The 14,461-nt window shown below is 57.4% G+C and carries 15 protein-coding genes; 11 read left to right on the forward strand and 4 right to left on the reverse strand.

Annotation, left to right across the window (positions count from 1 at the left end; genetic code table 11):
• Positions 1-7: 7 nt before the first annotated feature.
• From BST95_RS03000 to BST95_RS03015, 4 genes are all read right to left on the reverse strand, one after another.
• Entirely contained in the window at positions 8-1,807 is a 1,800-nt protein-coding gene (locus BST95_RS03000) for a M2 family metallopeptidase (protein ID WP_102106310.1), read from the reverse strand.
• Positions 1,808-2,022: 215 nt separating this feature from the next.
• A complete protein-coding gene (locus BST95_RS03005) occupies positions 2,023-2,226 on the reverse strand; it encodes a hotdog family protein (RefSeq protein WP_146004215.1) in 204 nt (67 codons plus the stop codon).
• A 289-nt stretch (positions 2,227-2,515) separates the two neighbouring features.
• Positions 2,516-2,770, reverse strand: a complete 255-nt coding sequence (locus BST95_RS03010) for a PaaI family thioesterase (protein WP_146004216.1) — start codon at positions 2,768-2,770, stop codon at positions 2,516-2,518.
• 90 nt (positions 2,771-2,860) lie between these two features.
• On the reverse strand, positions 2,861-4,855 hold the full coding sequence (locus BST95_RS03015; RefSeq protein WP_084198111.1) for a sodium-translocating pyrophosphatase: 1,995 nt from the start codon (positions 4,853-4,855) through the stop codon (positions 2,861-2,863).
• A gap of 147 nt (positions 4,856-5,002) precedes the next feature.
• On the opposite strand from BST95_RS03015, the gene BST95_RS03020 reads away from it, so the two are divergent.
• The 11 genes from BST95_RS03020 (at position 5,003) to BST95_RS03070 (ending at position 14,427) form a co-directional block, all read left to right on the forward strand.
• A complete protein-coding gene (locus tag BST95_RS03020; protein WP_084198112.1) occupies positions 5,003-6,061 on the forward strand; it encodes an alpha/beta hydrolase in 1,059 nt (352 codons plus the stop codon).
• 11 nt (positions 6,062-6,072) lie between these two features.
• Entirely contained in the window at positions 6,073-6,906 is an 834-nt protein-coding gene (locus BST95_RS03025) for an alpha/beta hydrolase (RefSeq protein ID WP_084198113.1), read from the forward strand.
• Between the two features lie 111 nt (positions 6,907-7,017).
• A complete protein-coding gene (gene mnmG, locus BST95_RS03030; RefSeq protein ID WP_084198114.1) occupies positions 7,018-8,922 on the forward strand; it encodes a tRNA uridine-5-carboxymethylaminomethyl(34) synthesis enzyme MnmG in 1,905 nt (634 codons plus the stop codon).
• Positions 8,923-8,928: 6 nt separating this feature from the next.
• Entirely contained in the window at positions 8,929-9,558 is a 630-nt protein-coding gene (gene rsmG / locus BST95_RS03035; protein ID WP_084198115.1) for a 16S rRNA (guanine(527)-N(7))-methyltransferase RsmG, read from the forward strand.
• Positions 9,559-9,600: 42 nt separating this feature from the next.
• Positions 9,601-10,413 carry a ParA family protein gene (locus BST95_RS03040; protein ID WP_084198116.1) on the forward strand — a complete coding sequence of 271 codons (813 nt, stop codon included), beginning with the start codon at positions 9,601-9,603 and terminating at the stop codon, positions 10,411-10,413.
• Between the two features lie 10 nt (positions 10,414-10,423).
• Positions 10,424-11,317, forward strand: coding sequence for a ParB/RepB/Spo0J family partition protein (locus BST95_RS03045; protein ID WP_084198117.1), 894 nt, complete (start codon positions 10,424-10,426; stop codon positions 11,315-11,317).
• A 447-nt stretch (positions 11,318-11,764) separates the two neighbouring features.
• A complete protein-coding gene (locus BST95_RS03050; protein WP_084198118.1) occupies positions 11,765-12,148 on the forward strand; it encodes an ATP synthase subunit I in 384 nt (127 codons plus the stop codon).
• 29 nt (positions 12,149-12,177) lie between these two features.
• Positions 12,178-13,062 carry a F0F1 ATP synthase subunit A gene (gene atpB, locus BST95_RS03055; RefSeq protein ID WP_066056709.1) on the forward strand — a complete coding sequence of 295 codons (885 nt, stop codon included), beginning with the start codon at positions 12,178-12,180 and terminating at the stop codon, positions 13,060-13,062.
• A 50-nt stretch (positions 13,063-13,112) separates the two neighbouring features.
• Positions 13,113-13,352 (forward strand): F0F1 ATP synthase subunit C, encoded by a 240-nt coding sequence (gene atpE / locus BST95_RS03060; RefSeq protein WP_084198119.1) that lies wholly within the window; start codon positions 13,113-13,115, stop codon positions 13,350-13,352.
• Positions 13,353-13,406: 54 nt separating this feature from the next.
• Complete coding sequence (locus tag BST95_RS03065) at positions 13,407-13,877, forward strand: F0F1 ATP synthase subunit B (RefSeq protein WP_066056715.1); 471 nt, start codon at positions 13,407-13,409, stop codon at positions 13,875-13,877.
• A gap of 13 nt (positions 13,878-13,890) precedes the next feature.
• Entirely contained in the window at positions 13,891-14,427 is a 537-nt protein-coding gene (locus BST95_RS03070) for a F0F1 ATP synthase subunit delta (protein ID WP_084198120.1), read from the forward strand.
• Positions 14,428-14,461 lie beyond the last annotated feature (34 nt).

Consider the following 14,461-nt stretch of genomic DNA (forward strand, 5'->3'; position numbering starts at 1 on the left):
AAGTGCGTTACCAGCCGCACTGGCGATTTTTATTCTGCTCGTCCAGCCAGGTCTGCAGCGGGGCAAAGTAATTCAACATAGCGCTGGGATTTACATCGCGCTCGCCGCTGAACGCTTCCAGAGTGTCTTGCCAGGGCTGTGAGGCACCCGCCACCATCAACTCGTTCAGGGCTGCTCCCGCTTCCTTGCTGTTGTAAATCGTACAGCGGTGCAGTGGTCCTTTGTGTCCGGCAAGCTCACACATCCGCTCGTGCAGTTGGAATTGCAGTAGGTGGGCCAGGAAGTAGCGTGTGTAGGACACATTGCCCGGGATGTGGTACTTGGCGCCCGGATCAAAGTTGGATTCGTCGCGCGCTACCGGTGGCGTTACGCCCTGGTACTGCTCACGGAGCTTCCACCAGGCGGCGTTGTAGTCTTCTGGACCGACTTCACCGGCAAATACCTGCCAGCGCCACTTGTCCATGACCAGCGCAAAGGGCAGGAATGCCACTTTGTCGAGTGCCAGTTTCATCAGCCCCGCAATTTCTGTCTCCGGGTCTGCCTTGGGTGCAGCGTCCAGCAAACCGATCTGATGCAGGTAGTTGCCATTGACCGACAGCGCAATCACGTCGCCCAGCGCCTCGTGGAAGCCGGGATTGGCACTGCCCTGATGAAAATAGTTCTGCGATTTGTAGGCGCGCTGGTAGTAGTTGTGACCCAACTCGTGATGGATGACTTTCACTTCGTCTTCGGTGCGCTGGATGCACATCTTGATGCGCAGGTCATCCTGGGAATCCACATCCCAGGCACTGGCGTGGCAGACCACCTCGCGATCGCGAGGCTTGGTGAACTGGGAGCGGGCCCAGAACGTGTCTGGCAGCGGATCCAGCCCCAGGGAGACAAAGAACATCTCTGCCATTTCGACCATGGCGATCTCGTCCATTTCCTTGTCTTCGAGGATCTGGGTGAGGTTGTAGGGTGCTTTGGCATTACTGCCCATGACCACATTTTCTATGCCAGACCAGGCCTGGGCCCACATGTTGCCCGTGAGGTGTGCGGGAATCATGCCGTTGCCAGGCATGACATCGGCACCATAGAACTCGGTTAACTTGGCTTGGACATGGCACTGCAGAGATTCGTACAGCGGCTTGGCTTCATCCCAGTAGCGCTCCATGCTGGCGGAGAATTCGTCGCCCGACATGTCGTAACGGCTCCGCCAATAGTCGCCCATATCAGCAAACCCAAGGTCTCTTGCTCCCTGGTTGGACAGCTCTACCTGACGGCTAAAGGGCGCGCGCATGGGTGGTGCGATCGTGCGCCAGCCCTCCCACAACTCAGCTTGCTCGCTGGCGTCCCGCGATGTACTCAGGGTCAGCTCCATGTCGCGCAGTGACAGGCAGTTTCCTTCTTCAGGGCAATATTTGCCCGTTGAATACAGGTTCTTCAGGTGGGCCCCGATCTCTACCAGCTCGGCGGTGGCGGCCTCGCTGGCGGGTGCGGGCAGATTGACCCCTTGGCGCACCCGATTCAGGTTGCGGCGATTAACGTTACTCAAACCATCCTGGGCCAGAAGTTCATTCGCCTGGCGGGCGAGCTCGAGAAAGATCAGGCTGCGTTCCCGGCCGGTTTCGATAACCAGCTGCTGGGTGTCGTAAGTGATATGCGTATTGAATATCCACTGCGCGCGGGCATCGCGCAGGGCAATTTCAGAGGCGGTGGCCCCGGCTTGTTCGAAGAATGCTTCCGCGGTCTTGTTGGGGTTAGCCAGCGTGGCTGAAGCCAGCGTGGCTGTGGCGATGGCGGGCAGCGCCAGTCGGAATAGGTTCATAGTGTTTGGCAACTCCAGGTTATGGATGAATACCCCAGTAGAACGAAATAACAGCCTGCGACCTCAGTCGTGTAATGGGGTGTAATTGAGCGGATAATCATTTTTCGCGAGAGTAGATCAGGTGCAGGGGAGCACCAACATGCGAACACGGACGTTCACTCTTCCTGCACTCTTTTCCTCTATCGACATCCATCCACACCCCTTAACCTGAGCGGCTAGCTGAAGGCGGGGATTATTTCTACCCTGGAATCGGAAAGTGCTCTGCCGAGTGTGCAGGGCGTGTTCTCGTTTTCCTGCCAGGCCGAGATGGCCACTTTGGCTACCTGGAGCCCCTTTTGCGTCACCACGCAGCGCGCGTAGGTGTCACGGAGCCGGCAGACACGCAGGTAATCCAGCGAGAAGTTGATGATTTTGGGCACCACGGGTTGGTCTATACGCGCGATGAGGAACTGGGACGCACATTACTCCATAAATCCGCCTATGACACCGCCATGCATTGCGGGCACCATGGGATTTTCACCAGCCATGCAGATAACGTTGCGGCACTGGGTGACTTGTTGAGCAACTCGTCGAGGATCATTGGGCCATTTCCTCAGTGAGATCGACATCGCGCATGATGACAAAGGAGCCGGTGGCGCGATGTTGTCCAGGCGATACCTTCCATAAAGGCGACCCGTTCCGCAGCCCGACAGGCCCGGCCTGCGGCAACTAGGTCATGTCCCCCTTTGGCAACCCTATGTGATCGATACGCAAATCCAGAGTGGGCGTAATGTGCGTTCCGACTTGGTCGTGGGCGATCCCGGAAAGCCCTAGCGTCTGGTCAAGCAGCATGGTGATCACTCCGCCGTGCAGAGCGCCGGTATCCGGATTGCCCACCATGGAGGGGTCGTAGGGCAAACGGAGGGTGATTTCGCTGTTATCAATACTGACAACGTCGATGCCCTTGAGTTGGGAATGCACCACAAATTCGCATATCCGGCGCAACGTGGTGTACTGATGTTCGGTAGAGACAATTCACGGGGCCTCCTTTAGCCCCGTGATTCTGCGCCGAAATTACAGCAAGGGGGCGATGACCAGGCTGACGATAGCCATCACATTGATAAGAATATTCATCGATGGGCCAGATGTATCCTTGAAGGGGTCGCCCACAGTGTCGCCGACCACGGTCGCTGAGTGAGTCTCTGACCCTTTGCCGCCGAGGTTGCCCTTCTCGACAAACTTCTTGGCGTTGTCCCAGGCGCCACCGGCATTCGCCATCATCAGCGCCATCAGCACGCAGCCCAGAAGAGCCCCGCCGAGCATGCCGCCCAGTGCCTGGGCGCCCAGGGCAAACCCAACCAACACCGGTGTTGCGACAGCGATAGCGCCAGGGCCAATCATTCTGCGCAGGGCCGCGGATGTGGCAATGTCGACACAGCGCGCGGTATCCGGTTCAGCCTTGCCCTCCAGCAGCCCGGGAATCTCGCGAAACTGGCGACGGATCTCGGTAATCATATCGAAAGCGGCTTCGCCCACGGCTGTCATGGTGATCGAGGCAATCAGGAACGGTACTGCTCCGCCGATAAACATACCCACCAGAACGGTGGGGTCAGACAGTTCCAGCGAGAACCCGGGGTTATTGGCTTCGACGGTTTCCACGAACGCGGCAATAATCGCCAGTGCCGCGAGCGCCGCCGCGCCAATGGCGAAGCCCTTGCCAATCGCTGCGGTGGTATTGCCGACTTCATCGAGACCATCGGTGATTTTGCGGGTTTCTTCGCCCATGCCAGCCATTTCAGCGATACCACCGGCGTTATCGGCGACAGGTCCATAGGCATCAATAGCCATGGTAATACCCACCGTGGCCAGCATGCCGACCGCCGAAATCCCTACCCCGTAGAGACCTGACAGTGAGGTCGATACCCAGATAATCGCGGCCAGAAAGAGAATCGGCAGCACAACCGACTGCATACCGACAGCCAGTCCCGTAATCATGACGGTGGCTGGCCCGGTCTCGCCGGATTTGGCAATTTTCTCGACCGGCGAAGAGCCGGTGTAGTACTCGGTGATAAGGCCAATGGCGACACCACCGACTGCGCCTGCCACTACGGACCAGAAGATGTCAGTTTTCAGCCCCAGTGCGGCAATGAGAAACCAGGCCATGGCCGCAAAAATGACCGGCGCGGCCAGGGTGCCGGTGCGCAAGGCCACTTCCGGGGCTGCTTTACTGCGCGCCCGCACAATCAGGATGCCGCACAATGAGGCGATCAGGCCAATGGTTGCCAGCGAGAGCGGTAAAAACATCATCGCCGCCATTTGTTCCGAGGAGATCGCCATGGTGGAGGCAATGGCGATACAGGCGATCATGGAACCGCAGTAGGATTCAAAAATATCCGAGCCCATACCGGCGATATCGCCGACGTTGTCACCCACGTTGTCCGCGATGACACCCGGATTGCGGGGGTCGTCCTCTGGAATCCCGGCTTCAACCTTACCGACCAGGTCGGCCCCGACATCGGCACTTTTGGTGAAAATACCGCCGCCGACCCGTGAAAACAGTGCAACGACCGAGGCGCCCATACCAAAACCGTGAATAGCGTGGGCCGTCTCCGGATCGCCACCGAAGTACCAGTAGAGGCTGCCCAGGCCAATCAAGCCCAGTGAAGCGACACACAGGCCCATAATCGAGCCCCCGTAAAAAGAGATCGAGAGCGCGGCATCCTGGCCGTGGGTGTGTGCTGCGACGGCGGTACGAACATTGGCCTTGGTCGCGGCAAACATGCCGAGGAAACCGGCGATTGCGGATGAAAGTGCGCCGACCAGGAATGAAATCGCGGTATTGGCGCCCAGAGGTGAGACAAATATCGCGACCAGCAATACCAGGCCGAACAGCCCCAGCATTTTGTATTCGCGCTGCATAAAGACCATGGCGCCCAGGTGGATCTGGTCACCGATTTTCTTAACCTGACCTTCGCCGTGATTATGGCGAACCATGATGTGATAAATAATGAAGGCGATGGCCAGACCGGCCAGACCGAGCAAGGGGGGTACCACATGATATTCAGACATAAGCTGACTCCATGTTGACTATTATTTGATCTTGCACCTGCATGCTACCTAATGTGTGACGGGGGTGACAAGATCAGACATCCGGGCTTGTATCACGGCGTTGGGGCCGCGAGAATGCAGGCATAAGTTAAAAGAATAGGTGAACACATGACCTGGTTGTGGTTTCTGGCCGTTGTGATAGCTGTGGTCTGGTTGATAGGCCGCTTGCATCTCAGCGGTGCCGATTTGCGCCAGTACGATGCCCCTGCAGGTGAGCAATTTCCCGGTACGGACTTCAGTGACGAGCGCGATCACGTGGAAGCGTCCCTCAAAGTCGGTAGCGGTGCGATCCGCGAACAGCCCAGACGCGAGCAATTGAAGCTGCTGCGGGAATACCTCGACAACATGTCGACGGGACTCGACCTGCCTGCCACATTTACCCCGGTAGACGCCGGCGGTGTGCCCGCAGAATGGGTGATTGCGCCAGAGTCAGACCCAGATCGACGCTTGCTGTATATCCATGGCGGTGGATTTGTCATGGGCAGCCCCCGCAGTCACCGCAATATCACAGCCCATTTTGCCAAGCTGTGCGGCGTGTCGGTGTTGTCGGTTGATTACCGGCTAATGCCCGAGCATCCGCGGCTGGCGGGGGTAGAAGACTGTCAGCTGGCGTACCAGTGGCTCCTGGAAAATGGGCCCGAGGGCAGTTGCGCGCCCTCGCTGATACTGGTCGCAGGTGATTCTGCCGGCGGTAATTTGTCGTTAATGATTAGCGCCTGGAGTCGCGATCATGCTTCGCGCAAGGTTGATGGGGTTGTTGCACTGTCGCCGGTGACCGACCTCACGCTGGGTTCACCGAGCATGAAAGATAATATCGAAACTGACGCTATGCTCGGCCCCATGTTTGCCGGGCTGGCGAAAATACCGCGCCCGCTCCTGCTCTGGATGAGCTGGTTCCAGGGCCGGACTACGCCCGCCAATCCGGTGATATCACCGGTATTTGGTGATCTGAGCAACTTGCCGCCAACACTGGTGCATGCCAGTGAATCGGAGATGTTGCGCGATGACGGCAGGCGTTATGTGAACCGCACTGTATCACAGGGCTCACCGGCCAGGCTGCAAACCTGGCCTGCCGTGGTACACGTGTGGCACATGTTTTATCCCGATCTAACTGAGGCCAGGGAGGCCTGGGAAGAAATCCGCAAATTTATAGCCGAACTGGGCTAGGGGGTTTACCCATGCAACAGCGTGATGGCCGCTTCCAGGGCGCCGCAGGTCATACCATTTACTACCAGTACTGGACACCAGAAGAACCGCCCCGCGCGGTGGTTCTGCTGGTGCATGGTTCCGGTGAACACAGTAATCGCTACGTCCATGTGGCCGAGTTTCTGACTGCCAGGGGCTTTGCGGTAGCGGCAATTGACCACATTGGGCATGGCAAATCCGATGGCCAGTATGGCCATATGGAGAAATTTCAGCACTATCTGGACACCTTGGAAATTTTCCATCGCCAGGTCAGCTGGGATTTCGACAAAGTCCCCATGTTCCTGTTTGGCCATAGTATGGGCGGCTTGATTTCCGCGCTCTATCTGTTGGACTTTCAGGATGAATTTGCCGGTGCGGCTCTGTCAGGGCCGGCGATCAAGCCCGATCTTGAGCCGAGTAAGGGGCAGTTGTTATCCATTAAGCTGCTCTCGAAAACTACGCCGTCCCTGGGTGTGTTGCAGCTGGATGCCGCAGGTGTCAGCCGCGATCCGGCCGTGGTCAAGGCGTACAATGAGGACCCCCTGGTTTTCCACGGCAAAATGTCTGCCCGCTATGTGGCTGAGTTGTTCGGGGCCATGACCCGGATTCAGGCTGAGGCCAATAAAATCACGCTGCCGTTGTTAATGATGCACGGTGAGGCTGACACGCTAACCTCACCCGAGGGAACCCGGATGCTCAATGGCCGGATTCGCTCTGAGGACAAGACGGTGAAGCTCTATCCCGAGCTGTATCACGAGATTCTGAACGAGCCTGAGCAGGGCGAGGTTCTCGAAGACCTCGTCAGCTGGATGCAAGCCCGGTTGTAGCAGGCGGGATGGGTGGTTTCGCAGCAATATTCACCTTGCTCGCTTTTTGAACAATGCCGGTCCTCTGCGTATAATCTCGCCCCCTGATTCAGGTGGCGGACGAGGCCAGCGGTGGAATTCAAACAGACCTACGATGTGATAGTGGTTGGCGGCGGACATGCCGGGACCGAGGCGTGCCTGGCGGCCGCCCGTATGGGCTGTCGCACCCTGTTGTTGACCCACAGTGTCGACACGCTGGGCCAGATGTCCTGCAACCCCGCGATTGGCGGTATTGGCAAGAGCCATCTGGTGAAAGAAGTGGACGCGCTGGGCGGCGCGATGGGCCGGGCTACCGATCGTGCCGGTATTCAATTCCGGATTCTCAATTCCCGCAAGGGACCCGCGGTGCGGGCTACCCGCGCCCAGGCCGACCGGGTGCTTTACCGCAACGCTATTCGCGAAATTCTCGAAGCCCAGGAAAACCTGTCGATCTTCCAGCAACCGGTGGATGACCTGCTGATCGAGAACGGTGTGGTGGCCGGTGCCATTACCCAGATGGGCGTGATCTTCCGGGCGCCTCGCGTGGTGCTCACCACCGGTACTTTTCTCGGTGGCAAGCTGCATATTGGTTTGGAAAATTCCGCCGGCGGCCGGGCGGGAGATCCACCGTCGATTGCCCTTGCCAACCGGCTGCGCGAACTGCCGTTCCGGGTGGAGCGACTGAAGACCGGCACACCGCCACGTATCGATGCTCGCAGCGTGGACTTCTCCGGGCTCGAAGAGCAGTGGGGTGAAGAACCCCTGCCGGTAATGTCTTTTATGGGTTCTGTCGATGAACATCCCGAGCAGCGCTGTTGCTGGATTACCCATACCAATGAACGCACCCATGACATTATCCGCGCGAGCCTCGATCGCTCGCCGATGTTTTCCGGTGTGATTGAAGGGGTGGGCCCGCGTTATTGCCCCAGTGTCGAAGACAAAATTCACCGCTTCGCTGACAAAAATTCTCACCAGGTGTTTATCGAGCCCGAGGGTTTGTCGACGCCTGAGCTGTACCCTAATGGCATTTCCACCAGCCTGCCCTTTGATGTGCAGATTGAACTGGTGCATTCGATCAAGGGCTTTGAAAACGCCCACATCACCCGGCCCGGGTATGCGATCGAGTACGATTTTTTCGATCCACGTGATCTGCAGTATTCGCTGGAAACCAAAGCGCTGCCAGGACTGTACTTCGCTGGCCAGATCAATGGCACTACCGGTTACGAAGAGGCAGCTGCCCAGGGATTGTTGGCCGGCATGAACGCGGCCCTCGCCGCGCGTAGCGAAGCGCCATGGTGCCCGCGTCGCGATGAAGCCTATCTCGGTGTGCTGGTAGATGACTTGATCACCATGGGCACAATCGAGCCCTATCGCATGTTTACCTCCCGCGCCGAGCATCGGTTGTTGTTGCGCGAGGACAACGCAGATCTGCGCCTGACTCCAGCGGGCCGTAAGTTTGGTCTGGTGGATGACGCGCGCTGGCAGCGATTTGAGGCAAAACAGGAAGCCATGGAGCGCGAGAGCCAGCGCCTGGCTAGTACCTGGATCCAGCCGGGAACCGCCGAGGCCGACCAGTTGGCCGACAAGCTTTCCAGCCCACTGACCAGGGAGTATTCCCTGGCCGACCTGCTCAAACGCCCGGAACTTGAGTACGCCGACATCGCTGCGGTTAAGGGTGAACCCACCCCAGATACCCAGGCTGCCGAACAAGTGGCAATCCAGGCCAAGTACGCCGGTTACATCGACCGTCAGAAAGATGAGATCGAGCGACTGCGTCGCTATGAGAACACTGCGCTGCCTGAAGATCTCGATTATGAGCAGATTGATGGTTTGTCCAACGAGATGAAGCAGAAGTTGGGTGAAGCGCGGCCCGCGACCCTGGCCCGTGCCAGCCGTATTCCAGGAGTCACTCCGGCGGCGGTATCGCTGCTGCTGATTTACCTCAAGAAGCGCGGGGCCCTGGCTGCGGCGGCGGATGACACCCGCCAGTTGGCCTGATCCAGTTTGGACAGCGCACTTACTTCACAGCTCGAAGAGGGCTGCCGGATACTCAACGTCGCCCAGCAACCCCAGGACCAGCCGCAATTACTGGCTTACCTTGAACTGCTGATCAAGTGGAACAAGGCCTATAACCTAACGGCGGTTCGCGACCCAGCGCAGATGGTTACCAAGCATTTGCTCGACAGCCTGGCCATCGCGCCGCACCTGCGCGGCCAGCGGCTGATCGATGTGGGCACCGGTGGCGGATTGCCCGGCGTGCCCATGGCGATTCTATTCCCTGAACGCGAATTTCACCTGCTTGATAGCAATGGCAAGAAGACCCGCTTCCTGTTTCAGGTGAAAACTGCGCTGCGCTTGGATAATATGACAGTTCACCAGGCGCGCGTGGAATCATTTGCGCCAGAAGCCCCTTACGACACTGTGCTGTCACGGGCGTTCGCCACGATAGGGGACATGGTGGGCGGTTGCCGCCACCTGCTTGGCCCGGATGGCCACTTTCTCGCCATGAAGGGTGTCTACCCGGAGGAGGAAATCGCCGTCGTTGCCGAAAGTTGCAGGCTGGAAGCCGTGCACGAACTGCATGTTCCCGGTTTGGACGAACAACGTCACCTGGTGGATATGACACCGCGTTAGCAGCGCAAAGCAATAACAGACCAGGGGTAACAGGGGTTAATAGTGGCAAGAGTTCTCGCAATAGCGAACCAGAAAGGCGGCGTGGGCAAGACCACCACCTGTGTCAATCTCGCTGCTTCCCTGGCTGCCATGAAAAAGCAGGTTCTCCTCGTTGATCTCGACCCCCAGGGCAATGCCACCATGGGCAGCGGCATCGACAAATATTCCGCCGAAAAAACGATCTACGATGTGCTCGTACAGCGGGCACCGGTTATGCAGGTGCGCCAGACGGCTGCTGCCGCTGGCTATGATGTGCTGCCGGCCAATGGCGATCTGACCGCAGCTGAAGTTGAGCTGCTTGAAGTGGAAAACAAAGAGGCGCGGCTGCGAGCGGCGCTGATGGAAGTTGACGCCCACTACGATTACGTACTGATCGACTGTCCACCCTCACTGAATATGCTGACGCTCAATGCGTTGATCGCCGCCGACGGTGTCGTCATTACCATGCAGTGTGAGTATTTTGCGCTCGAGGGGCTCTCTTCCCTGGTGGAAACCATTAACGGCATCGCCGGTTCGGTGAATCCGGACCTGATGATCGAAGGCATTCTGCGCACCATGTACGACCCTCGCAACAGCCTGACCACAGAGGTCTCCAGCCAGCTGCACGAGTACTTTGGCGACAAGGTGTACCGAACTGTTGTACCGCGCAATATTCGCCTCGCCGAGGCACCTAGCCACGGCGTGCCGACCATGTACTATGACAAGTATTCCCGCGGCTCCAAGGCCTACATGGCGCTGGCCGGCGAAATGATTCGTCGCGAGGAAAAATCCGTCGCTGCCGCCGCATCTGCAATTAGCCCCAACCTGCTGACCTGAGGAGACCATAATGTCAGGCAAGAAACGACACCTCGGGCGTGGTTTGGATGCCCTGCTCGGCGCTGCTGCCCAGCAGCAGCCCGCAGCCACCGGTGATGCCTCGCCCGGCGCTGGTTCTGTTGCTGACAAAACCCTTAAAGAGCTGCCCGTCGATCTGGTGCAGCGCGGTAAATACCAGCCCCGTCGTGACATGGAGCCTGAATCGCTGCAGGAACTGGCCGACAGTATCAAGGCCCAGGGTGTGATGCAGCCTATTGTGGTGCGGCCGATCTCCGATAAGAAATACGAAATTATTGCCGGTGAGCGCCGCTGGCGCGCCACTCAGTTGGCGGGTCTGGATGTCATTCCCGCGGTTATCCGCGAAGTGCCCGACGAAGCGGCCATCGCCATGGCGCTGATTGAGAACATTCAGCGGGAAGATCTCAACCCTATAGAAGAAGCGGTTGCCCTGCAGCGCCTGCAGCAGGAATTTGAGCTGACCCAGCAGGAGGTGGCCGATGCAGTGGGTAAGTCCCGCTCCACGGTCACCAATCTATTGCGCCTGATGAGTCTGCAGGAAGATGTGCGCCGCCTGGTGGAGCACGGCGACCTGGAGATGGGCCATGCCCGTACGCTGCTGGCGCTGAATGGCGGGGACCAGTCCCACGCCGCGGCACAAGTGGTTGGCAATGGCATGAGCGTGCGTCAGACCGAAGCACTGGTGCGCAGCCTGCTGGCCGCCAAGGACAAACCCGCTGCCGAGCCCAAGGCCCTGGACCCCAACATTCGCCATTTGCAGGACGACCTGTCCCAGCGCCTGGGTACAAAAGTCCAAATACAGCACTCAGCCAAAGGCAAGGGCAAGCTGGTACTAAACTACAGCTCTCTGGATGAACTGGACGGTATCCTCGCCCATATCAAGTAGCGATTTCTCATCACTGAAACGCCCTGGCATTGAGCCCGTCGCCTTCGGGATCTGGGTATATTAATCGATGATTGGCATGGGTGCGTCTGCACCATTCGAGTTGCCACCACCGCGCCATGCCTTGCATGAGCATTCGCACTGATATTTTTGAACCATGGCAGGTCCAATGGCCACTTAGCAACGGCTTACTGGGAACTGATATAGATGCTTAAATCTACCGTATATAGTGAATAAAAAATAATCAGGCACTAGATAGGGGATTTGTTGCATATCCGCTGTGAAAACCCCTATATATTGTAGGGATCGTGCAGCTAAAAGCGGCTATTTCATGTTCAAATACCGACTATTGGCCGGTTGCTCCGGTCTTCTATAGCACCTATAATGCGCGCGCCCTTATAGAGGATGAAACCCGTGTGGCTATTGGTTTGGGGAGTAAGGTGAGGCTTCATGCCCGGTGCTAAAATTGCACGCCCTCCTGTCCATCGCATCACTCTGACTCAACTGGCGGTACTCACATTACTGTGCCTGGCTCTGCTGGTGTACAACGAGGTGGTCGCCTGGTCATTGGCCGCGGGAGGCCTGGTGGCTGTTATTCCTCAGGCATATTTTGCCCATCTCGCCTTTCGTTGGCGGGGGGCAAAATCCGCCAGGGACATGGCTCGCGCCAGCTATGCCGGTGAAATCGGCAAGTTCATGCTCAGCGTGGCGGGCTTTGCGGTAGTTTTTGCCGCAATACGGCCGATTGACGGCCTGGCAGTGTTCGCCGGATATCTGGCGATGCTTACGATACAGATTATTGGTAGCTGGCTGCTGCTCACGCGCAGCCAGTGAACAGAGAACAGACGCAAGAGTTCTTATAGATGGCAGCTTCAGGCGAAACACAGACAGTTTCCGAATATATTGTCCACCACCTGACCAACCTCACCTACGGCAAATTGCCTGGCGGTTTCGAACGCTACGATGGTTCCATCGTCCCCGACGGCGGTGTCTGGACCATGGCTCACGGCGGCGCGGAAGCCTCCGCAATGGGCTTTATGGCAATCCACATTGACTCCATGCTCTGGTCTATCGGCCTCGGCATCGTGTTCTGTCTGTTGTTCCGCTCGGTCGCCAAGAAAGCCGAAGCCGGCGTGCCCTCCGGTTTTGTGAACTTCGCCGAGATGGTTGTCGAGTTCGTCGACAACACCGTAAAAGATACCTTCCATGGTAGGAACGCCTTGGTTGCGCCCCTTGCGCTGACCATTTTTGTCTGGGTGTTCCTGATGAACCTGATGGACCTTATTCCGGTTGACCTGATCCCGCACACCCTGATGCTGCTGGGAGTTGAATACCAAAAAATCGTGCCATCCACCGATCCCAACATCACCATGGGTATGGCGTTGGGCATCTTCATCCTGATGCTCTACTACTCGATTAAGGTGAAGGGCTTCGGCTTTGTGAAAGAGCTGACGCTGAACCCCTTCAACCACCCGATCTTTATTCCGGTAAACCTCTTTATGGAAGTGGTTGGTTTCCTGGCCAAGCCCTTCTCTCTCGGCCTGCGTCTGTTCGGAAACATGTACGCCGGCGAGATGATCTTTATCCTGATTGCCGCCCTGTTCAGTGCTGGACTGTTCTGGATGGTTCCGGCGGGCTTGATGCAAATGGGTTGGGCGATTTTCCACATCCTGGTAATCACCCTGCAAGCATTCATCTTCATGGTGCTGACGATCGTGTATCTCAGCATGGCTCATGAAGATCACTGATTAACTTTAACTTTAACCTTTTGGTTATTTACACACTCTAGGAGAAACGCATGGAACTCGTAATTATTGCTGCCGCCATCATGATGGGTCTGGGTGGTCTTGGTGCCGCTATCGGTGTAGGCCTGCTGGGCGGAAAGCTGATTGAAGGCTCTGCTCGTCAGCCTGAACTGGCTCCCAAGCTGCAGACTACCTTCTTCCTGGGCGCTGGCCTGGTAGACGCGATCCCCATTATCGGTGTTGGTATCGCTATGTACCTGATCTTCGTAGTAGCCCCCGGCGTTGTTGCATAAGGCATAGTCTAACTAGGGACCTTTCGGGTCCTGACAACCGGTGAGGAAAACAGCGTGAACATTAATCTTACGCTTATCGGACAAATGATCGCCTTCGTGTGCTTCGTGTGGTTCTGCATGAAGTTCGTATGGCCGCCTATCCTGGCCGCCATGCAGGAGCGCGAGCAGAAGATCGCCGACGGCCTGGCAGCCGCAGACCGCGCCAGCCATGACCTCGAACTGGCTCAAGAGAAGGCGGTAGAACGCCTGAAAGAAGCCAAGGAAGAGGCCGCAGGTATTGTCGACGCCGCCAACAAGCGCGCCAATCAGCTGGTTGAAGAAGCCAAGGACGCCGCTGTCGTAGAGGCAGACCGCGTTAAAGCTTCTGCCCAGGCTGAGATCGAGCAGGAATCCAACCGCGCACGTGAAACACTGCGTGGCGAGGTTGCAGCTCTGTCTCTGGCCGGCGCTGAAAAGGTTCTGGGTGCAGCCATCGACCAGGAAGCTCATAAGGAGCTGGTCGACAAGCTGGCCACAGAGCTGTAATCGCGAGGGAGCTATGGCTGAACTAAGCACACTGGCACGCCCCTACGCCAAGGCAGCGTTTGAATACGCACGCGAGAAAGACGCACTTGCGCAGTGGTCAGAGCAGCTGGCCACCGCCGCAGCGGTTTCCGCGGCTGAGGGCATGGATAAGGTTCTGGACAATCCGTCCATGACTGACGCGCAGCAGGCAGCAACCCTCAACGAGGTTTGCGGTGATGCTACCGGCGCTGAAGTTAAGAACTTCGTCAACATTCTTTCCGACAACAAGCGGCTGTCGCTGCTGCCGGAAATTTCTGCCCAGTTCGAACTGTTCAAGGCAAATCTGGAGAAGTCAGTAGACGTAGAAGTTGTCTCTGCCTTTGACCTGGATGACGCCACCGCCGAAAAACTGGCGGGTGTATTGGGCAAGAAACTCGAGCGCGAAGTGAAGGTCAGCACATCTACCGATGCTGGCCTTCTGGGTGGCGTATTAATTCGGGCCGGTGATCTGGTGATCGATGGCTCCGTGCGCGGCAGGCTGAACAAGCTCGCCGAAGCAATGAATTCCTGAGCTTTTATAGATAGCAATAGGATTGAGGAACAAA

This window comes from Halioglobus japonicus (assembly GCF_001983995.1).
In the GTDB taxonomy this organism is placed as follows: Bacteria; Pseudomonadota; Gammaproteobacteria; order Pseudomonadales; family Halieaceae; genus Halioglobus; species Halioglobus japonicus.